Source organism: Nocardia acididurans (assembly GCF_016741815.1).
Taxonomy (GTDB): Bacteria; Actinomycetota; Actinomycetes; order Mycobacteriales; family Mycobacteriaceae; genus Nocardia; species Nocardia acididurans.
In genome coordinates, this window is sequence record NZ_JAERRJ010000010.1 from 267469 (window position 1) to 288061 (window position 20593).

A 20593-nucleotide genomic window follows, 5' to 3' on the forward strand; every position below is an offset into this window, starting at 1 on the left:
CGGTCGGCGGATTTGATTCCGGCCCCGCTCCGACACTTCGGGGCGGGGCCGGAATCTTTGTGCGGCAGGCGGTTACGGCTGGCCAGGGTGCGGATACGGCTGTGGCTGGGAGGGGTAAGGCCCTGCCTGGCCGGGGTATTGCTGTGGCTGAGCCGGATATGGTTGCGGCTGGCCGGGATACGGCTGCTGTTGGCCGGCATATGGTTGCGGCTGACCTGCATACGGTTGCGGTTGCCCGGGGTACTGCTGCGCCGGGCCGGGGAATTGCGGTGCGGGCGTGGTGGCGGAGTTCGCGAGCAGGGCGATGGCGGTGGCGGCGAGGGACAGCAGTGCGGCGAGGACCAGCAGCCAGAAGCCGGGGCCGGAGTCACCGATCGCGAGGGAGTCGCCGGTCAGGTCGTTCCAGGCATCCAGGATGACGGTGACGGCGGTGGCGAGGCTCAGGCCGCCGGCGATGATCGCGAGACCGTGGATCCGGGTGGTGCGCGACGCCAGGCCGACGAGCAGCAGGAGCGCGACGACGAGCGCGACCGCGCCGCTGACCACGAGTGCCAGACCCTGGCGGCTCGACATGGTCTGGTCGAGGTATTTCATTCCCCACGTGGTGAATTCGATGGTGCCGGGAGCCGACATGCGGAGGAAGGAGCCGGTGATCGCGGTCGTCCCGGTCAGCACCAGGAGTCCGCCCGTGGCCGCGTCCCTGGCGCGATTCGCCGGACCGGGCGCGGAGCGATCGGCGATCAGCCCGGTCACCGCCGCGACGACCGCGACGACCATCGCGAAGGCCGAGATCCAGAAACCGGGACCGTACTCGTACACCATGCCGGGCACCTCGGGCGGGATGACGCCCACGACCACCGTGAGGGCGACCCCCGAACCGAGTGCCGCGGACAGGATTCCGAGCGAGCCCACCGCCCGGCTGCGCGCGCCCAGACCGGCGAGCAGCAGCACGGCCGTCACCAGGGTGGCGAGCGCGGCGAGCGTGAGCGGTAGGCCGAGCCAGTTCAGAATCGACTTCACCCGGTTCTCGCTGGTGTAGCGCAGCTGCCAGGCCGTCGTCCGGACCTCGAACTTGTCGCCGAGCAGGGGCGCGGTCTGGATCTGCAGCGGGAGCAGCAGGGCCAGGAGCAACAGCGACCCCGTCAGAGCCAGCAGGCCGCCCGTGACCCGGCTCAGCGCGGAGTTCGGCGGACCACCGGGCGGGCGGCCGGAACCGTAGGAGTTCTGCAACGGATCGGGGCCCGGAAAACTGGTCACCGTTCGAACCCTAGGGGATGGAGGTACGGCTTGCCCGATCTCCGGCCCCGATACCTACTTTCGGCGGTATCAGCGCGACAGGTTGTCCGGCGGAGGCGGTTCCGGATTGCCGACCTGCTGCCAATCCGGAAGTTGCTGCGGCTGAGGGGGATAGGACTGTTGCGGGGGATAGGGCTGCGCGGGCTGGCCGGGATACTGCTGTGGCTGACCCGGATACTGTTGCGGCTGGCCGGGATACGCTTGCGGTTGGCCCGGGAGTGGCTGCTGTGGCGAAAAAGGCTGCTGCGCAGGGGATTGCGGGGTGGGGCCCCAGCCCGGCTGGGGTCCGGGGGCGAAGCCCGGCGGGTAGGCGGGCTGCTGGGAGGGGGCGGCGTTCGCGATGAGTGTTGCCAGGATCGCAGCGATCGCCAGCAGGACGACGAAGACCAGGAGCCAGTATCCGGCACCGAAATCGCTTGCGTCGGAGGATTCCTCGGCCGTCACGTCACCGGTGGTGGACATGACGATGGTCAGCACCGCGCCGAAGAGCAGTGCGGCCGAGGCGATCGCGAAGGGTCGGGCCATCCGGAGCCGGGGACCGAGACCGGCCAGCAGCAGGGTCGCCGCGACGGCGGCGAGGACGGTGCCGAGCACGAGCGCGACACCCTGGTAGGCGGCGATGTGCTGGGAATCCAGATCGGAGCTGAGGTCGACGCCCCAGGTGGTGACCTTGAACGACTCGCTCGAGGTCAGGTTGAGGAAGGAGCCGATCAGCGCGGGAATCGCGGCCAGCAGCAGCAGAATCGCGGCTATCACATCGTTGGTCCGCTTGACCGGCGCGGCGGCAATGCCCGGCCGGGCCGCGACGAAGCCGATGACCAGTGCGCCCACCGCGGCCACGCCCGCGAGGATGAGCAGCCAGAAGCCCACGCCGTAGGCGTACTCGGCGCCGAAGATGTCGTCCGAGGGCGGGATCAGGCTGACGATCACGGCGACGGTGACGCCCGCGGTCAGCCCCGCGGCGAGGTGACCCAGTGCGGGCACGGCCCGGCCGCCGCGCCCGACACCCGCGAGCAACAGCACCGCCGCCGCCAGGGCGGCGATCGCGGCGAGCGTGAGCGGTACGCCGACCAGCTGCGAACTCGACTCGTGCTGACCCTCGGCGTCGTCGAAGATGACACGCCACGCGGTCCACCGGGTGGTGATGTTGAACTCCGACCCCAGCGACAGGGTCTGTGATCGCAGCGTCACCAGCGAGCCCACGAAGGTGAGCACCGCCGCGACCGCCAGCAGCGCACCCGCGACCCGGCCCGCCGCGGTTCCGGAGCCGGCCGCCGGGCCGCCCTGTGCACCCGGGTATCCCGGATGCGGGGGGTCGCCCTGCGCGCCGGGGTATCCCGGATGCGAGGGACCGCCGTGCGCGCCGGGGTATCCCGGATGCGAGGGACCGCCGTGCGCGCCGGGGTATCCCGGATGCGAGGGACCGCCGTGCGCGCCGGGGTATCCCGGATGCGAGGGACCGCCGTGCGCGCCGGGATAACCCGGATTCGGGAGCCCGCCCTGTGCGCCGGGGTGTCCCGGCGCGCCGGGTGGTTGGCCGGGGCCGTACGGGTTCGGAGACGAATCGGGGCCCGGGTAACTGGTCACCGCCCGAACCCTAGGCGAAACGGGTGGGGTGTGCGGGGAGGCGATCGGCGCGCGCCGTGCCGTGATCGCCGCCCGCAGTGTGGTTACGCCCGCAGGAATTTCGTGACCGTCTCGGTCTGGCCGAGGACGGCGTGGCCGACGCCGGGGAGCACCTCGACGGTCGCGTTCGGGACGGATGCCGTTATGCGGCGGGCGGTTTCGGCGGAGTCCAGCATGACGTCGCGGTCGCCGACGATGACCAGCACCGGCATGGTCAGGGTGCGCAGCTGGGCGTCGGTGAAGACCGGCAGGCGCTCGGTGCGCGGTGTGAAGTGCGTGAAGGTCGACACGATGGTGTCGAGCACGGGCTCCAGGTGTTCGTCGTCCAGGCCGGTGACCAGCCGGGCCGAGCTGCGCACGTCACCGCGACCGGTCAGCTTGGCCAGGATGCTCTTGAACATCCAGCCGTAGCGCTGCCTGCCCACGCCGCCGGGGCACAGCAGCGCCAGCCGGGTGATGCGGCCGGGCCGGCGGATGGCGTAATCGAGTGCGTGCCAGCCGCCCAGCGACATGGCGACCATGGCGGTCTCCGAAATGTCGAGGCCCGCAAGGACATCGTCGAGCCACAGCGCGACGGCCTCGGTGCCGAGTTTCGGTCGTGACGGGGCGCTGCCGCCGGGTTCGCCGACGATGTCGATCGAGTAGGTGCGGAAATACGTTGCCCAGGAAGCGATGTCGCCGAGCCAGTTGGTCGAGTTCGCGCCGGAGCCGTGCAGCAGCACCAGCGGTGGTGCGTCCTCGGGGCCGGAGATCCGGACATAGGTGTCGCCCTCCCGGGTGGGAACGTGGCGTTCCTCGAAGGGAACGGGCCAGGCGCGCAACAACTCCCGGTACTGCTCCTGAACCGCCCGCGCACCGGCCTCGGACTTGTAGATGGTGCTCATGACTCGAGAATTCCCTCCGTGAATTCGAGCAGGCGGGCCGTATCGGCCACGCCGCCGACGAGAATGATCTTCAGGCGTGCGCGTTCCCGATCGTGGATGGTCTGGATGCGCAGGGCCTGTTCGCCGGGGCGGTGATTGCCCGCCGCGGCGGTGAGCAGGGTGATGATCCGATCGGCGGTCGGGGGATCGATGGCATCGATCTCGACGATGCTCGACACCTCGGCGAACCGCGTGCGCCCGACTGATTCCCGCGTGGTGTCCGGCACCGGGAGGCCGGTGAATGCCTCCAGGTCAGCCTGCGCGATGCGGTACTGCTTGCCGATGCGGACAGCGGCGAGCTTTCCGTCGCGCACATAGCCGCGCACGGTGCGAACGTGCAGGCCGAGGCGGTCGGCGACTTCCTCCACTGAGAACAGGCGATCACTCACGTTCACTACCTTAAACATACCTGTGCAACTCTTCAATAGGTATGTATAGGGAAGTTTAGGTAAGGATGCTCACGGTCTTCCGGTTGATCTTCATATCAACTACATTGCGTAGTAGAGACCGAAGAGGTGGGAGGTGTCGCCATGAGCGCACATTCGGTAGGAACGCGTCGAATCAACCTGGCGCAGTGGAGTTTTCTGCAATGGGCCGTACTGGTGGTGGGGGTGGTGCACATCGTCTGGGCGGTGGTGGGCTGGACCGTCAACTCCAGCTTCGGCATCGGTGAGCACGCGCACGCCACCCCGGTCGCGGGGATGGACTACAACGGCTGGCACGCCGTGGCCGGGCTGGCGCTGTTCACGCCGGCGCTGCTCGCGGCCCTCAGAAAATCCTGGTCGGCGTGGTACTGCCTCGCGGCCGGCATCGGCGGCGGCGTGGTGGTCGGCGTCTGGGCGCTGTTCTCGGACCGGGTGCTGATCTTCACCTTCCCCAACCACACGACCGACGCCATCATGCATCTGCTCACCGGCGCACTGCTGTTCGCCCTGGTGGCCGTGCAGACCGCCCTCGACGGCGACCTGCGAAAGACGCTCGGGCTCACGGGGTCCGGGCGGCCCGCTTCGATCGGGTGAGCGCGATCCGCAACTGCCCCAGCAGCACCTTCGCCGCGGGTGCGCCGGGCCGGTCGGTCCGCCAGATGAGGGCGAGCTGACCGCGCAGTTCGGGCGCGATCGGCACCGTCCGGACACCGAAGGCGGCCGCGTCCTCCGGCGTGAGGGCCGGGACCACGGCCACACCCAGGCCCCGCGCCGCCAACTGCAGCAGCAGGGACGGCGCACCGGCCTCGAAGGCGATCTCCGGAACGGAACCCGCTGCGGCGCAGGCTCGTTCGAACCGGCCGCGAATACCCGTGCCGGTGGGCAGGCAGATGAGCGGATGCTCGCACAGCTCGGCCACGGTGACCGACTCGCCGAACCGCTCGTCACCGGCCGGGACGGCGGCCACGATGTGGGTGTCGAGCACGATGTCGACGCCCACGCCCGGATCCAGCTCGGTGGCGGACAGGCCGACCAGGGCGATATCGAGATCACCGCGGGCCAGCGCGGCCAGCATGCGCTCGGAGGTGTCCTCGGTGAGGCTGATGCCGACCTGCGGATGATCGTCGTGGAAGTCGGCCAGGACGGGCGCGATATCGAAATTGTCGACGCCCGCGCCGGTGATCAGCCCCAGGCGCACCTGACCGCGCAGCAGGCCGGTGAACTCGTCGACGGTGTGGGTGATGCGCTCGGCCGCCTCCAGCGCCGCGCGGGCGTGCGTGAGCACCGCCTCGCCGACCGGCGTCAGGGTGACCGAGCGAGTGGAGCGGTCCAGAAGCTGTTGCCCCAGTTCGCGTTCCAGCTGCCGGATCTGTGCGCTGAGACCGGGCTGGGCCAGATGCAGGCGGGCCGCGGCGCGGGTGAAGTTGGCCTCCTCCGCGACGGTGACGAAGTAGCGCAGCTGACGCAGTTCCATAACTGATGATTCTAGTACCTATAAAAACTATCTGTTGGAGTTCTCAATCGGAGCGCGGCACAGTCGAAGACATGACGAAGACAGCGCACACGATCACCGAAACCCCCGCCGTCACCGGCTCGGTCCTGCGGCCCGGTGATGCCGGGTTCGACGCCGAAATCGCCGGATTCCAAACGGCTTACACGCATCGGCCCGCGCTCGTCGTAGCCGCGGTGCACGCCGAGGATGTGCGCGCCGCCGTGGAATACGCGGCGCGGCACGGACTTCCGGTCGCCGTTCAGGCCACCGGGCACGGGCTGTCGGTGGCGGCCGACGGGGGAGTGCTCATCAATACCCGTCGCATGACCGACATCCGGATCGACGCCGCCGCCCGCACCGCGCGTATCGCCGCCGGTGTCACCGCCGGAGCGCTCATCGACGCCGCCGCCCCGCACGGGCTCGCGCCGATCAACGGAACCTCGCTGTCGGTCGGCGTGACCGGATACACCCTCGGCGGCGGCCTCGGCATTCTGGCACGTGAATTCGGTTATGCCGCAGACCATGTGCGGGCCGTGGAGCTCGTCACCGCGGACGGCCGGCTGCGGCGGCTGACGCCCGGCGACGAACTGTTCGGCGCGGTGCTCGGCACCGGCGGCAACTTCGGCGTGGTCACCGCGCTCGAACTCGACCTGGTGCCGGTCACCACCGTCTACGGCGGACAGCTCACCTTCGGCACCCGTCTGGTGGCCCCGGCGGTGGAGGCGTGGCGGCTGTGGACCGCTGAGCTGCCGGAACAGCTGACCTCGGCCATCACCATGATCACCATGCCGGATCTGCCGCAGCTGCCGCCGCACCTGCGCGGAAAGTACACCGCGACAATCAATATCGCCTTCACCGGTTCGCGGGAGGAGGGCGACCGCCTGGTGGCTCCGCTGCGGGCCATCGGCGACCGGCTGACCGATGATCTGCGCGTCATGCCGTACGCGGAAAGCCATGGCATCTACCGGGAACCGGATTTCCCGCACGCCTACACCGCCACCAATGCCCTGCTCGCGGAACTGCCCGCCGACGCGGCCGATGCCTTCCTGGAGGCGACCGGGCCGGATTCGGGCAGCCCGGTGGTGGCCGGCCTCCGGCACCTCGGCGGAGCGCTGCGGCGTCCCGGCCCGGCGGGTATCGCGATGGATCATCGGGACGCCGAATACGTGGCGCGGGCCATCACCATGCCGAGTGACAGCACGCCGGAGCAGCTGCGCGACCGGCTCGCGGGAATCCGGGAAGCGCTGTCCCCGTGGACGATCGGGCAGCACCTGAACTTCCTCTACGGCGGCGGTGCCTTCGCCGGCGAGGAGCAGACCCGCGCCGGATACGCCGCGGCGACCTATGACCGGCTGGCGAAGCTGAAGTCGACATACGACGCCCACAACATGTTCCGCTTCAACCGCAACATCCGTCCGAAGTGACCCGTGGCGACCGGCGGATCCGGCGCGCCCGCTCGGGCGCGCCGGGGCGCGGCATTTCGGGGGCGTAGCTCCTGGGAGTTCCCACCGCGAGCGGTGTCTGCTATCGTCGTGATATCACTTCAATATTGGGAGGATAGCAATGGAGCTTCGGCAGGCCTATCGCAAGAATGGGTTCCTCCTGCTGCTGCTGTGGCTCGCGGTGATCGTCATCGCCGCCGCAGCCGCGGTGGTCGGGATCGCCAAGGCCTCGGACGGGGGAGGCGCGGCGTACGGGGTGCTGGTCGCCGTGGCGGTGGTCGTCGGCGTCGGCGCGCTGCTGGCGCTGAGCGGCCTGGTGATCGTCAATCCGAACGAGGCCCGGGTCATCCAGTTCTTCGGCCGCTACATCGGCTCGGTCAGCGAACCGGGCTTCTTCTGGACCATCCCGCTCACCGACCGGCGGCGAATCTCGTTGCGGGTGCGCAACTTCGAGACACAGAAGCTGAAGGTCAACGACGCCGACGGCAACCCCGTCGAGATCGCGGCCGTGGTCGTCTACAAGGTGGTCGACAGCTACAACGCCGCCTTCGCCGTCGACGACTACGAGCAGTACGTGGAGACGCAGTCCGAGGCCGCCGTGCGGCACCTGGCCACCGTGCACCCCTACGACGCGCACGAGCCCGGCCGCACCAGCCTGCGTGACGGCGCGGAGATCGCCGAGGAACTCACCACCGAGCTGCGCGAGCGCACCATCATGGCGGGTATCGAGGTGGTCGAGGCGCGCATCACGCACCTGGCCTACGCGCCGGAGATCGCCCAGGCCATGCTGGTCCGCCAGCAGGCCGCGCAGGTGGTGGCCGCCCGCACCAAGATCGTCGAAGGCGCGGTGGGTATGGTCGGTCTCGCTCTCGAGCGCCTCGCGGCGGAGGGCATGGTCGAACTCGATGAGGAGCGCAAGGCGGCGATGGTGTCCAATCTGCTGGTCGTGCTGTGTGGTGACCGGCCCACCCAGCCCGTCGTCAACGCCGGATCGCTGTACTCGTAATGGTCAAGCGCGAGCCGAAGAAGGTGCTGCTGCGGCTCGACCCGGCCGTTCACGAAGCCCTGGCCAAATGGGCGGCCGACGACCTTCGCAGCATCAACGCGCAAATCGAATTCGCACTCCGCATGGCCTTGAAACAGGCTGGGCGAGAGCCCAACCGCCTCTCCGGGCCTTCAGTGCCGGACTGAGAGCCGTTCACGATCGAGCACGCGTGCCGCCGGTTGGGTGCCAACCCGATTTCGGGGGTGCCCGACGAGTTACCCGGACCGTACGAAATCAGTTGTCGCGAAACGCATCCCACGGCCTGCCCGTGGGATGCGTTTTCATGGGACGAGTTCGGCGCTGTCGATCAGGAAGCTGTCGCCGTTGCGGACCAGTTGGGCGCGACGGGTTTCGGTGGCGGTGCGGCCGTCGGTGTACTCGAAGGTCAGGCGGTAGGTGACGGTCAGTTTCGCGGTATCGGTGGAGAGGACCTCGGTGGAGACGGAATCCACTGTGGTCCAGAAGGATTGGTAACCGCTGTAGCCGCCGACATAGGTCTGGTAGCGCGGGGTGAGATTGTTCCAGGCGGTCGAGGCACTGCCCGGCAGCAGGGCGTAGTGGTCGCGCACGTAGGCCGAGAGTTGCGCTGAGCTGGGGGTGGCGCCCGTGGTGGGCGCGGGGCTCGTGGTCGTGGGGCCGGTGGTGGTCGCCGGTCCGGGGGGATTCGGCGCGGAGGTCTCGGGATCATTGCCGGGGGGCGGCGACTGCGGTGCGGCGCTGTACGTGCCGGGGTACGCGGAGTTCGGTTTACCGGCGGAGGTGTCGCCGCCCTTCGAATTCTGGTTCAGGACAAACGACACCGCCGCCAGCGCGACGACCAGCACCACGACCACGGTGGCCGCGGCCCAGGCCAGTGCGCTCAACGACCGCTTGGCGGGGTCCGGTCGCGGCGTGGGCGTGGGATCGGGGACCGGGGTGCGCCCGATGGTGGTGTTGCCCGTCCATCCGGAGGGGTGATTCGGGCGCGGGGTGTGTGGCGTCGGCACCGGAATGCGCTGTGTGGCAGCGGTATCCGGATACCCGGGCATGGTCGGCGGCTGCTCGCCGGACAGTGCCGCGCGAGCGGCGACGGCCAGGGCTCCGGCGCTGGGGTAGCGGTCCACCGGGCGTTTGGCCATACCGCGCGCGATCACCTCGTCGAAGGCGGCGGGCACGGTTCCGGTGGTGAAGGACGGCCGGGGCGGCGGGGCCGACAGGTGTGCCGCGATCTGACGCTCGACGCTGGTGCCCGGGAACGGTTTCGACCCGGTCATGCACTCGTAGAGCACACAGGCCAGCGAGTACACATCCGCCCGTGCGTCGTAGCTGCCGTGTTCGAGGCGCTCCGGGGCCATGTAGGCGAAGGTGCCGATGGCCGCGCCGGAGGTGGTGAGCCCGGCGTCCCCGTCGCCGAGCGCGATGCCGAAGTCGATGAGATACGCGAAACCGCCTGCGGCCGTGAGGATGTTCGACGGCTTGATATCCCGGTGCACCAACCCGGCCTGATGTGCGGCATCCAGGGCCGAGGCGATCTGCGCGGTGTAGTCCACCGACGCCTCGGGGGACAGCGCCCCGTGCTCGGTGAGCACCGTGCCCAGATCCGTGCCCTCGACCAGGCGCATGTCCAGGAACAGCCGCCCGTCGATCTCGCCGTAGCCGTGGATCGGGATGATGTGCGGTTCGTTCAGCCGCGCTGCGGCCTGCGCCTCGCGCCGGAACCGCTCCCGGTAGGTCGGGTCGTGCGCCAGTTCCGGGGGCAGCACTTTGAGCGCGACGATCCGGTCGGTGCCGGTGTCGTACGCGCGATAGACCTGTCCCATACCGCCCGCCCCGAGCAGCCCGAGCAGGCGGTAGCGGCCGAACGGGGTTCCCTCCACCCCTGTAGCCCTACCACAGGTTGGCGGTGCGCGGCAGGGTCAGCGTGGTTTCTCGGTGACGAAAATGGCTGTACCGGGGAAGATCTCACCACGTAGCGGACTCCACTGTCCCCATTCGCGATCCAACCATTCCGGCCAGTCCGGTTCGATGATGTCGGTCAGGATCAGCCCCGCGCCGACGATCTCGCGCACCCGGTCGCCGATGGTGCGGTGGTGCTCGACGTAGGTGGCCTCGCCCTCGCCGTCCAGCTCCACATACGGGGTCCGGTCGAAATAGGGGATGGTGGCGCGCAGCCCCTCCGGCCCCGGATCGTCCGGGAAGATCCACCGCATCGGATGATTCACCGAGAACACCCACCGGCCGCCGGGCTTGAGCACCCGCGCCACCTCGCGCATCACCCGCGCCGAGTCGGCGACGAAGGGCACCGCGCCGAACGCCGAGCAGGCCGTATCGAAGGACTCGTCGGCGAACGGCAACTCTTCGGCACCCGCCTGTATAAGAGGAATGCGCGGCCCGCCGGCGTCCATGGCCGCGAGCCCGCGCTCCAGCATCTGCCGGGACAGATCCAGTCCGACGGGCTGTGCGCCGTGCGCCGCCAGCCATCGTGAGCACGGCGCGGATCCGCAGCCGATCTCCAGGATCCGCTTGCCCTCGATATCTCCCAGCAACCGCCAGTCGCCCTCGTGCAGACCCTCCGGGCACCAGATGAACTCACCCGCGGGCGCATCCACGCCCAGGAAATCGGCGTGCGTCTCGTGATAGGCCGCCGCGTCCGCGTCCCACCACTTGCGGCTGGCGCGCTGACTGGCCTCCGAATCGACCTTGGTGCGCGTCACTCCGATGGTGCCGAGCAGGGCGTTGGCTTCGGCATGGCGGGTATCGTCGGAGGTGGCGCGGTGATCTTCGGACATGGCGTCACCCTATCGACCCGCGTACGGGCACCCGTGTTTGCTTGGTACAACACACGTCGCGTACGCTGTTTTCCGCGAGTGTCTTCTGTACTCGGTTTCTTTGCAAGCCGGTTAGAGCAGACAATCGTGCTGTGAGTCCCGCATGCTTCCAGGGCATCGTTGTGCTCCGTCGCAGCGACGTGCTGTGGCATGGCCAACGTTAGTCCCATCGCTGTGTGAGTTCGCAGCAAAACCGAAAGTCCACATGTCCACTACCGACCACAATCCGTCCGGAGCCTCCCAACACATGCCCACCACCGTGACCTCGCCGCAGGTAGCCGTCAACGACATCGGCTCTGCCGAGGACTTCCTCGCCGCCATCGACAAGACCATCAAGTACTTCAACGACGGAGACATCGTCGAAGGCACGATCGTCAAGGTCGATCGTGACGAGGTCCTTCTCGACATCGGTTACAAGACCGAAGGCGTCATCCCGTCTCGCGAACTGTCCATCAAGCACGATGTCGACCCGGCCGAGGTCGTTTCCGTGGGCGATGAGGTCGAGGCCCTCGTTCTCACCAAGGAGGACAAGGAAGGCCGCCTGATCCTGTCGAAGAAGCGTGCTCAGTACGAGCGGGCTTGGGGCACGATCGAGGAGCTCAAGGAGCGTGACGAGGCCGTCAAGGGCACCGTCATCGAGGTCGTCAAGGGCGGCCTGATCCTGGACATCGGCCTGCGCGGCTTCCTCCCGGCGTCGCTGGTCGAGATGCGCCGTGTCCGCGACCTCCAGCCGTACGTCGGCAAGGAGATCGAGGCCAAGATCATCGAGCTCGACAAGAACCGCAACAACGTGGTTCTGTCCCGTCGCGCCTGGCTGGAGCAGACCCAGTCCGAGGTGCGCAGCGAGTTCCTGCACCAGCTGCAGAAGGGCCAGGTCCGCAAGGGCGTCGTGTCCTCCATCGTCAACTTCGGTGCCTTCGTGGACCTGGGTGGCGTCGACGGCCTGGTGCACGTCTCCGAGCTGTCCTGGAAGCACATCGACCACCCGTCCGAGGTTGTCGAGGTCGGCAACGAGGTCACCGTCGAGGTTCTCGACGTCGATCTCGACCGCGAGCGTGTCTCCCTGTCGCTCAAGGCGACCCAGGAAGACCCGTGGCGTCAGTTCGCCCGCACCCACGCCATCGGCCAGATCGTGCCCGGCAAGGTCACCAAGCTGGTTCCGTTCGGTGCGTTCGTGCGCGTCGAAGAGGGCATCGAGGGCCTCGTCCACATCTCCGAGCTGGCCGAGCGCCACGTCGAGGTGCCGGACCAGGTCGTGGCCGTCGGCGACGACGCCATGGTCAAGGTCATCGACATCGACCTCGAGCGTCGCCGGATCTCGCTGTCGCTGAAGCAGGCGAACGAGGACTACAACGCCGAGTTCGACCCGTCGAAGTACGGCATGGCCGACAGCTACGACGACCAGGGCAACTACATCTTCCCCGAGGGCTTCGATCCCGAGACCAACGAATGGCTCGAGGGCTTCGACAAGCAGCGTGAAGAGTGGGAAGGCCGGTACGCCGAGGCCGAGCGTCGCCACAAGATGCACACCGCTCAGATGGAGAAGATGGCGGCCGACGCCGCGGCCGAGGCTGCCAACGGCGGCCCGTCCAACTACTCCTCGGAGAGCGGCTCGCAGGCTGCGGCTTCGTCCGAGCCGGCCGGTGGCTCGCTCGCGAGCGACGCCCAGCTGGCCGCGCTGCGCGAGAAGCTGTCGGGCAACGCCTGATTCGCTGCTCCCGCGGTAACGCGTAAGCACTAGGGAAGCCCCCGGGTCCATCAGGACCCGGGGGCTTTTCCGTTGTCCGGGGTGCGTGCGGCGTACGGTGAGAACCATGGCCGATGTCGCGCAGACAGTGGACGAATTCTTCGCCGGATCCGACGCCGGGATCGCCATCGCCGAGGCGGTGCGCGGGGCGATCGACGCGATCGGTCCGGCCGATATGCGAATCACCAAGAGCCAGATCGGTTTTCGGCGCAAACGCGCGTTCGCGCAGCTGTGGAAACCGGGACAGTACCTGAAGTCCGAGGTGCCCGCCGTCCTGACCCTGGAGCTACCGCACGAACTGGATTCGCGGCGGTTCAAAGAGGTCACCCATCCCGCCGCACAGCACTGGACCCATCACCTCGAACTGGCCGGAGCGGGCGAGGTCGACGACGAGGTGCGCGGCTGGCTCGCCGCGGCCTATGACGCGGCCGGGTGAAGCGCCCCCGGTATCCTCGAACCTGATATGTCCCAGTCCTCCGTGAAATCCCCGGCCTCCCTGTGGGAGAAGCGCAAGGTAGAGGCCATGAGCCGCATCCAGCGGGTGGCGCTGGAACTGTTCGACCGGCACGGGTACCGCGAGGTCACCGTCGAACGCGTGGCCACCGCCGCGGGCGTGTCGCCGAGTTCGATCTACCGGTACTTCGGGACCAAGGAGATGCTGGTCCTCTACGACGAGGTCGATCCGGAAGTCCTGGAGGTGCTGCGCGAGGCGGGCAACGGCGAAACGCTGGAGCTCGCTGAATTGGTCGCCATCGCCCGCGCACTGGCGCCGGTCGCGGTGGACACCATCATCACCGCGGACGTCGAACGGCGCACGCGCACGCGCATGCAGTACGTGCGGGCCATCCCCGAGGTGCGGGACCGGCAGGTGCTGCAGATGCGCGCCATGGAGGAGCAGTTCCACGCGCTGTTCGCCCAGCGCAGCGGCCGCGACGCCAACGATCTGGTGATCCGGGTCGCGGCCGCCACCGCCATCTGGGGTTGTATGGCGGCGCTGGACCATTGGGCGGGAACGGATTTCGAGCGCCCGCTGCGCGAGGTCTACGGCGCGGTGGTGGAATCGGTGCTGGCGGCGCTGACCGCGATCACCGGCTGAGCCCGGCGCGCGCCGAGGGACGGCAGCCACCAGTTCCAGCGGCCGAACAGCTGCATGAAGGCGGGCACCAGGATGAGCCGCACGACCACCGCGTCGATGGCCACCGCCACCGCGAGCGCGAAGCCGATCTGCTTGAGCTCCAGGACATCCGCGGTCAGGAAGCTCGCGAACACCGCCACCATGATGGCCGCCGCCGCCGTGATCGGCCGGGCGGTGCGCTGCAGGCCCTCGGCGACCGCGGCGGCATTGTCGCGATCGCGGTCCCACGCCTCCTTCATACGCCGGACCAGGAACACCTCGTAATCCATGGAGAGGCCGAACAATACGGCGAACACCAGCATCGGCAGATACACCTGCAGGAACCCGGCGCTCTGGAAACCGAGCAGCGAGTCGCCGTAACCGTTCTGGAAGACCGCCACCGTAAGCCCCAGTGCCGCACCGGTTGCCAGCAGGTTCAGCACGATCGCCTTGAGCGCCAGCACGATACTGCGGAACGCGAACACCAGGAAGGCCAGCGACACCGCCAGCACCAGCGCGATCACCCACGGGAAGCGCTCGGTGATGCGCTGGGAGATATCGGCGAAGGCGGCCGGCATACCGCCCACCAGTACCTCGGCGGACTCGACAGTGCTTGCGCGGGAACGGATATCGGTGGTCAGCGCGGCCACGGTGGTGGAGTCGAAGGAATCCTTCGGGATCACCAGGGCCAGCATGCGGCCGTCGGCCTGCTGCGGCAGCACCTGCGCGACCCGGGGATCACGGGACAGCTCGGCGACGAAGCGGTTGGCGTCGACGATCCCGTTGCCGGACAACGCCGTATCCTCCGGTCCGGTGGCCACCACCTGAATGGGGGACAGCAGACCCGGGCCGAAATTGTCGCGCACCAGCCGGGTGGCCTCCCCGGAGGGGAGCTTGCTCAGCGACCCCAGCCCCATATCGATGCCGTAGCGCATACCGGTGATCGGTAACGCGGCCAGCACCAGCAGGATCACGCCGATCCCGCCGAACAGCACCGGGCGGCCCATGACGGTGTGCGCCCAGCGGGTCCAGCCGGAGGAGGTGGTGGCGGTGCGGGTTTCGGCGGGACGCAGTCGCGCGGGCAGCGCACCCCTGTTGATCGCCGGGCCCAGCGCCGCGAGCACCGCGGGCAGCAGTGTGAAAGCCGCTGCGAGCGTGGCGGTCACGGCGGTGACCACACCCACCGCGACGCCGTTGAGGATCGGGATGCCCACCGTCACCAGTGCGCACAGCGAGATCATGACGATCAGCCCGGAGGCCAGGATGGTGCGCCCGGTGGTGTCCAGGGCCGCGCCGACCGATTCGTCGATGTCCTTGCGCGCCCGTCGATCTCGCACGCCGCGCCTGGTGAGTTCCTCGTTGAATCGGCTCACGATGAACATGGCGTAGTCGATGGCGGTGCCGGTGCCGATCATGGTGGCGACCGACAGCACCAGCGAACTGAAGGTGAGGAAGGTGGTCAGCCCGAACAGCACGCCGACGGCCACCGCGATCCCGGCGGCGGTCACCGTGATGGGAATGGTCGCGGCCACCGCGGCGCCCAGGGCCAGCACCAGCACGAGTGCCGCGACCGGCAGGCCCAGGCTCTCCCCGCGCTGCATATCGGCGGTTTCGGCCTGCATGAGGTCGGCTTCGATGGGCGCGTATCCGGTCACCGACGCTCGCACGCCGGTGTCGGGGATGTCGGCCAGCAGTTCCTGGAGCCGGATGGCCACATCCACCCGCTCGGACATATTGCCGTCGATGCCCACGATGCCGAAGGCCGTGTGCCGGTCCGCTGAAATCTGCAGTGCCGCATTGCCTTCGAAGGGGCTGATCGCGCCCGCCACCCCGGCGGTGCTCCGGACCGCGGCGAGCGCGGAATCGACCGCGGCCCGGAATTCGGGGGCGTCGGCGGTGTAGCGTCCGGAGTGGAAGACGATCAGGTCCTGTTCGGTGCCGAACTGCGAGAAGTGTTCGGCGGCCAGCTGTTCCACCCGATAGGAGTCGGAGGTCGAGACACTGTAGTCGGGTGCGCCGAGCCGTTCGTGCAGTACCGGATAGGTTGCCGCGCAGGCCGCCACCAGCAGCAGCCAGATGCCGATGACGATCCGGCGGCGGCGGGCCATGAGCTCGCCCCAGCGGCCGAGCGCGCCGAGGCGCTCGGCGGGCCGGGATTCGGGTAGGTCCGGTTTCTCGGGTGCTGCGGATCTGGTCATGGTCCCCTCCGGTTCGGATACCTGATAGTGACTGTCAGGTATTGCCGCTCAGCCTAGGATCGGCTATCCAAACCTGCAAGTGACTGTCACAAATCCGCCGATGCCGTCACACTCGCCGAATGTCGATCCTGGACCGTCCACTCGGTTCGGTTACTCTCGGGCGATCTTTGTCGCCGAGGAGAGGTCCGCTGGAGTCATGGGTGCGTTCGCAGGTATCAATCGACGGGAATTCCTGGCGAAGGCGCTGGCCGCCGGTGGCGTGGGAGCCCTTGCCTCCTGGGCGAATCCGATCATCGACCGCGCCTACGCGGCCGACCCCATGGGCATGGGCGGCTTCGGCGATATCGAGCATTTCGTGCTGCTCATGCAGGAAAACCGTTCCTTCGACCACTATTTCGGCACCATGTCCGGCGTTCGCGGGTTCGGTGAGTCCTCGCCCGCATGGCAGCAGTACGGGTACGCGCCCGGCGTCGGCCCGACCCCGGACGGGTTCATCGTGCCGTTCCGGCTCGACACCGAACGCGGCGCGACCCTCGACGGGGAGTGCGTCAACGATCCCGATCACGGCTGGGTCGGCATGCACCAGGCCTGGAACAACGGCGCGAACGACGGCTGGATGCCCATGTCGATCGCCGCGGTCGGACCCGGAAACGCCGCTGCCGCAATGGGTTACTACACCCGCGCCGACGTGCCCGTGCACCATGATCTCGCCGACGCCTTCACGATCTGCGACAACTACCACTGCTCGGTGCTCGGCCCCACCGACCCGAACCGGCTGTACTGGATGTCGGGCACCATCGATCCGGACGGCCGGCACGGCGGACCGCTGCTGGAGACGCCCACGCTGATTCCGCAGAACGCCTACAGCTGGCGGACCATGCCGGAGAACCTGTCCGAGGGCGGGGTGAGCTGGAAGATCTACAACAACCGCGATCTCGGGCCGATCTCCTCGGTGATCCTGGACGGGATGATGGGCTGCTTCACCCAGGCCGCCGATCCGAATTCCGAACTGGCGCGGCTCGGCAAGGCTCCGACCTACCCGAACGACTTCGCCGCCGACGTGGCCGCCAACCGCCTGCCCGCGGTGTCGTGGGTGATTCCGCCGCTGTTCAACTGCGAACATCCCGCGCTGCCGCCGGCGCTCGGCGCGGTCGGCATCATGGCTGTGCTCGACATCCTCACCTCGAATCCGGCGGTGTGGGAGAAGACCGCGCTCATCATCAGCTACGACGAGAACGGCGGCTTCTTCGATCACGTCACCCCGCCCACGCCGCCGCCCGGGACGCCGGGGGAGTACATCACCGTGCCGGTGGATCCGAAGTTCGCGGGGATCACCGGGCCGATCGGGCTCGGCTATCGCGTTCCGTGCCTGGTGATCTCGCCGTACAGCCGGGGCGGGCTGGTCGCCTCGGAGACCTTCGACCACACCTCGCAACTGCGGCTGCTGGAACGGCGCTTCGGGGTGGAGGTGCCGAATCTGACGGCCTGGCGGCGCGGTGTCACCGGCGATATGACCTCGACCTTCGATTTCGCGTCCCGGCCCGATACCGTCGCACCCGTCTTCGCGCCCGCCGACCGGAAAGTGAATGCGGCGCTGGCGCAATGCGGTCCGAACATTGCCCTGGGTACGGCAAACGCGGGCGTTCCGTACCCGGTGCCGCCCAACGCGCTGCCGGTGCAGGATCCGGGAACGCGTCGCCGGCCCAGCGGAATCGTCTGAGGCCCAGCGCGACTGCCCGATCGTGCGCGCGATGACCTGATCGCGCGCACACAAGAATGGCCCGGTCCTTCGGACCAGGCCACGGGAGCGGCGCAGGCGGATCAGCCGGCGGTGGCGGGCACCCAGTGGACGGCGGCTTCGGCGGAACGTTTTCGCATGGCCGCGAAACTGTGCCGGGCGGGGCTGATGAGGGTGGTGAACCATGAACGGCGGTGCTCGGCCAGCGCCGCCGCGACGGCGGGAATCTCGATGCAATGCATCGTGCCCGCCAGGCCCAGACGGTGCCGACCCGTCTGGATGTTTCTGGTGCCCAATGGTGTTCCTTCTCTTGCGTGTTAACCGGCCTAAGATCGCCTGCGGCGAACCTTAGCCGAACAAAAGTGTGTGCCACCGTATTTTGCGCGACATACTCCCCGGCGTGTCGGAATGTTGCCGACGCCTGGTCGGTAATTGCCGAAAAAGTTGCGGAATGGTCTCGCGAAAATCACGGAATGAGAACTCTGTTCGGGTCATGGGTGGAATTGCCTGCGCGACTGGGTAATCAGCACTTTCCGCTGCTATCGGGGTGCGTCGAGGGTCGATCCGACTGGATGCGAGACTTGTGCAATGTTGCGAGTTGGTCTCACCGGAGGCATGGGAGCGGGCAAATCCACCGTGGCGCGGATTCTGTCCGAACAGGGTGCCGTCCTGGTGGATAGCGATGTCATCGCGCGCGAAGTGGTCGCGCCCGGCACCGAGGGATTGGCCGCACTGGTGGCCGCATTCGGCGCGGAAATTCTGGCCGAGGACGGCAGTCTCGATCGACCGGCCCTGGCCGCCAAGGCATTCGCCAGCGACGAGGCCCGCGCGACCCTCAACGGGATCACGCATCCGCTGGTGGGCAGGCGCACCACCGAACTCATCGCCGCCGCGCCGGCCGAGGCCATTGTGGTGCAGGACATTCCACTGCTGGTCGAGAACGGACTCGGTCCCTTCATGAACCTGGTGGTGATCGTCGACGCCGCCGAGGAGCTGCGGATACAGCGGCTGGTGGAATTCCGCGGGATCGACGAGGCCGATGCCCGCGCCCGCATCGCCGCCCAGGCGACCGATGAGCAACGCCGCGCGGCCGCCGATGTCCTCCTCGACAACAATGGCGCGAATGCGACGATCGAGGCCGAGGTGCACCGGCTCTGGGAGGAGCGCCTGATTCCCTTCGAGCGCAATCTGCGCACCCGCACCCCCGCGCCGCGACCCGCGGAAATGCCGGTGGTGGACGGGAATCCGGATTGGCCCGCGCAGGCGCGGCGGCTGATCGCGCGGCTGCACGTGGCCTGCGGCGCGGACGCCCAGCGCATCGAGCACATCGGCCCGACCTCGGTGGTCGGCAAGCCCACCGAGGACGTCCTCGATATCGAGATCACCGTCGCGGATGCCGCCGCGGCCGAGGGCCTGCGGAATCGGCTGGCGGACGCCGGTTTTCCGCGCGTGGAGACCACCGGCGAGGAATGGCGGCACGCCAATGCCGATCCGGGCCGTCCGGTGAATGTGATTCTGGCCGTGGCGGATCTGCCGGTCTAGCGCCAGGTCAGTTCGATACCCTGTGCGCCCAGCCAGGATTCGAAGCTGTGGCCGTGCGCGGCGATGCCGTCGATGGTCGCGGTCGCGGTTTCGATGGCCCGCTGTGCCTGTGCGGGATCCAGGTAGCCCGCGGCGTGGGCGGCGAGAAGTTCGTCCACGTCGAGGAGTTCGACCTCGCGGCCGGTGCGCACCACCAGATCCAGGTAGTGGTCCACCGAGCGCCAGGTGACGGTGTCGACCTGCGCGAATTCGCCGATGTCGAGGTAGTAGTCCTGATCGCGCAGGTCGGCCGGGGTGAAGTGGAAGACCGTGGCGCGCAGGGACAGCGTTGGCAGCAGCCAGGATTCGATGTAGTGGAACTCGGGATGGTCGGAGTGCCGGGCCATATATAGACCCCACGGTTCGACCTGATAGCGCTCGACCGGCCGCACGAAGCCCTTCGGGTCGACATTGGTGCGCTCGTCGACATTGAAGTACTCCACCTTGGGCCGGTGCAGGTGCACCGCGGGGGCCTGAGTCATGTTCTCAGCATCGCTGCTCGGGCGGCAGTCGTCCAGCGAACTGTGGCGGAGTCGGCAGGCAGATCGCACGCCAGGTATTTGCCGGACGAATCTTCGCCAAAACCGTAATGTGAAACGCAGCCTTCCGTTACGGTGCGGCTATCCACACGTTGCGTGGGTGGCACAACTAAGGGAAGTACCAAGGATGAACGTACAGAAGCCCCGCGCCGGCCGGGTCGGGATCGGGCTGACCACTTTCGGTGCGATGGCCGCGACCATCGTGCTCACGGCGCCTCAGGCCAGCGCGTGGGTCGGCAACCTCGAGGTCTCGGGCACCGGCCACAAGGTCGGCTGCCAGTACACCCTCACCGCCTCGGTCGAGATCGACCGGCTCTCCACCGTGAAGTTCACCGACAACGGCACCGACATTCCGGGCAGCCCGGTGAGCCCCTCGCTGCTGAGCAACAAGGTCAGCATCAAGTGGACCCCGACCACCGCGGGCTCGCACACCCTCTCGGCGCGGCAGCTGCTGATCAGCGACTCCATCACCGTGCAGGTGGCCGCGAGCAGCGGTAACTCCGGCAGCTCCTGCGGCGGCGGCCTGGGTGGTCTGATCCCCAGCCTTTCCGGCTAGTCGGAGGGCGGAAAGTCGGTCGGGACCACGACCGTGAAACGGTGAATGCCGCTCGGCCCGTGCG

20 protein-coding genes are annotated in these 20593 nt (G+C 68.3%); 10 read left to right on the plus strand and 10 right to left on the minus strand.

Annotated features, from left to right (window positions below):
* Positions 1 to 72 precede the first annotated feature (72 nt).
* The 4 genes from JK358_RS26495 to JK358_RS26510 form a co-directional block, all read right to left on the minus strand.
* Positions 73 to 1257, minus strand: coding sequence for a hypothetical protein (locus JK358_RS26495; protein ID WP_201952179.1), 1185 nt, complete (start codon positions 1255 to 1257; stop codon positions 73 to 75).
* A gap of 69 nt (positions 1258 to 1326) precedes the next feature.
* Entirely contained in the window at positions 1327 to 2883 is a 1557-nt protein-coding gene (locus tag JK358_RS26500) for a hypothetical protein (RefSeq protein ID WP_201952182.1), read from the minus strand.
* A gap of 83 nt (positions 2884 to 2966) precedes the next feature.
* The gene (locus JK358_RS26505; RefSeq protein WP_201952186.1) at positions 2967 to 3806 is read right to left on the minus strand and encodes an alpha/beta fold hydrolase; all 840 of its coding nucleotides are present in this window, start codon (positions 3804 to 3806) and stop codon (positions 2967 to 2969) included.
* The gene (locus JK358_RS26510; RefSeq protein ID WP_201952189.1) at positions 3803 to 4234 is read right to left on the minus strand and encodes a helix-turn-helix domain-containing protein; all 432 of its coding nucleotides are present in this window, start codon (positions 4232 to 4234) and stop codon (positions 3803 to 3805) included. Before JK358_RS26510 ends, JK358_RS26505 begins: the two co-directional genes overlap by 4 nt.
* A 141-nt stretch (positions 4235 to 4375) precedes the next feature.
* On the opposite strand from JK358_RS26510, the gene JK358_RS26515 reads away from it, so the two are divergent.
* Entirely contained in the window at positions 4376 to 4864 is a 489-nt protein-coding gene (locus JK358_RS26515; protein WP_201952192.1) for a DUF4383 domain-containing protein, read from the plus strand.
* Here the strand turns inward: JK358_RS26515 and JK358_RS26520 are convergent.
* On the minus strand, positions 4830 to 5744 hold the full coding sequence (locus JK358_RS26520; protein ID WP_201952196.1) for a LysR family transcriptional regulator: 915 nt from the start codon (positions 5742 to 5744) through the stop codon (positions 4830 to 4832). The two genes, JK358_RS26515 and JK358_RS26520, sit on opposite strands and share 35 nt — an antisense overlap.
* Before the next feature lie 71 nt (positions 5745 to 5815).
* Between JK358_RS26520 and JK358_RS26525 the strand changes: the two genes are divergently transcribed.
* From JK358_RS26525 to JK358_RS26535, 3 genes are all read left to right on the plus strand, one after another.
* Positions 5816 to 7186 (plus strand): FAD-binding oxidoreductase, encoded by a 1371-nt coding sequence (locus tag JK358_RS26525; protein WP_201952200.1) that lies wholly within the window; start codon positions 5816 to 5818, stop codon positions 7184 to 7186.
* Positions 7187 to 7325: 139 nt separating this feature from the next.
* Positions 7326 to 8210 carry an SPFH domain-containing protein gene (locus JK358_RS26530; RefSeq protein ID WP_201952202.1) on the plus strand — a complete coding sequence of 295 codons (885 nt, stop codon included), beginning with the start codon at positions 7326 to 7328 and terminating at the stop codon, positions 8208 to 8210.
* Positions 8210 to 8395, plus strand: coding sequence for a type II toxin-antitoxin system antitoxin (locus tag JK358_RS26535; RefSeq protein WP_201952205.1), 186 nt, complete (start codon positions 8210 to 8212; stop codon positions 8393 to 8395). Before JK358_RS26530 ends, JK358_RS26535 begins: the two co-directional genes overlap by 1 nt.
* 135 nt (positions 8396 to 8530) lie before the next feature.
* Here the strand turns inward: JK358_RS26535 and JK358_RS26540 are convergent, their stop codons facing one another.
* Together JK358_RS26540 and JK358_RS26545 are read right to left on the minus strand one after the other, a co-directional pair.
* Complete coding sequence (locus JK358_RS26540) at positions 8531 to 10105, minus strand: serine/threonine-protein kinase (RefSeq protein ID WP_201952208.1); 1575 nt, start codon at positions 10103 to 10105, stop codon at positions 8531 to 8533.
* 39 nt (positions 10106 to 10144) lie between these two features.
* Complete coding sequence (locus JK358_RS26545) at positions 10145 to 11017, minus strand: class I SAM-dependent methyltransferase (protein WP_201952211.1); 873 nt, start codon at positions 11015 to 11017, stop codon at positions 10145 to 10147.
* 286 nt (positions 11018 to 11303) lie between these two features.
* Here JK358_RS26545 and rpsA point away from each other — a divergent pair, with 286 nt between their 5' ends.
* From rpsA to JK358_RS26560, 3 genes are all read left to right on the plus strand, one after another.
* Positions 11304 to 12764 (plus strand): 30S ribosomal protein S1, encoded by a 1461-nt coding sequence (gene rpsA / locus JK358_RS26550; RefSeq protein WP_201952214.1) that lies wholly within the window; start codon positions 11304 to 11306, stop codon positions 12762 to 12764.
* Between the two features lie 106 nt (positions 12765 to 12870).
* Positions 12871 to 13239, plus strand: coding sequence for a DUF5655 domain-containing protein (locus tag JK358_RS26555; protein ID WP_201952217.1), 369 nt, complete (start codon positions 12871 to 12873; stop codon positions 13237 to 13239).
* Between the two features lie 27 nt (positions 13240 to 13266).
* Positions 13267 to 13899 carry a TetR/AcrR family transcriptional regulator gene (locus JK358_RS26560; RefSeq protein ID WP_201952220.1) on the plus strand — a complete coding sequence of 211 codons (633 nt, stop codon included), beginning with the start codon at positions 13267 to 13269 and terminating at the stop codon, positions 13897 to 13899.
* On the opposite strand, the gene JK358_RS26565 is transcribed toward JK358_RS26560, so the two are convergent.
* Entirely contained in the window at positions 13845 to 16115 is a 2271-nt protein-coding gene (locus JK358_RS26565) for an MMPL family transporter (protein ID WP_232851911.1), read from the minus strand. The two genes, JK358_RS26560 and JK358_RS26565, sit on opposite strands and share 55 nt — an antisense overlap.
* A gap of 196 nt (positions 16116 to 16311) precedes the next feature.
* On the opposite strand from JK358_RS26565, the gene JK358_RS26570 reads away from it, so the two are divergent.
* A complete protein-coding gene (locus tag JK358_RS26570) occupies positions 16312 to 17835 on the plus strand; it encodes a phospholipase C (RefSeq protein WP_201952224.1) in 1524 nt (507 codons plus the stop codon).
* A 101-nt stretch (positions 17836 to 17936) separates the two neighbouring features.
* Here the strand turns inward: JK358_RS26570 and JK358_RS26575 are convergent, their stop codons facing one another.
* On the minus strand, positions 17937 to 18149 hold the full coding sequence (locus JK358_RS26575; protein WP_201952743.1) for a hypothetical protein: 213 nt from the start codon (positions 18147 to 18149) through the stop codon (positions 17937 to 17939).
* 292 nt (positions 18150 to 18441) lie between these two features.
* Here JK358_RS26575 and coaE point away from each other — a divergent pair, with 292 nt between their 5' ends.
* On the plus strand, positions 18442 to 19395 hold the full coding sequence (gene coaE, locus JK358_RS26580) for a dephospho-CoA kinase (protein WP_201952227.1): 954 nt from the start codon (positions 18442 to 18444) through the stop codon (positions 19393 to 19395).
* On the opposite strand, the gene JK358_RS26585 is transcribed toward coaE, so the two are convergent.
* The gene (locus JK358_RS26585; RefSeq protein ID WP_201952231.1) at positions 19392 to 19916 is read right to left on the minus strand and encodes a ribonuclease FAU-1 family protein; all 525 of its coding nucleotides are present in this window, start codon (positions 19914 to 19916) and stop codon (positions 19392 to 19394) included. The genes coaE and JK358_RS26585 overlap by 4 nt on opposite strands.
* Before the next feature lie 184 nt (positions 19917 to 20100).
* Between JK358_RS26585 and JK358_RS26590 the strand changes: the two genes are divergently transcribed.
* Entirely contained in the window at positions 20101 to 20529 is a 429-nt protein-coding gene (locus tag JK358_RS26590; protein ID WP_201952233.1) for a hypothetical protein, read from the plus strand.
* The last annotated feature ends 64 nt before the right edge of the window (positions 20530 to 20593 follow it).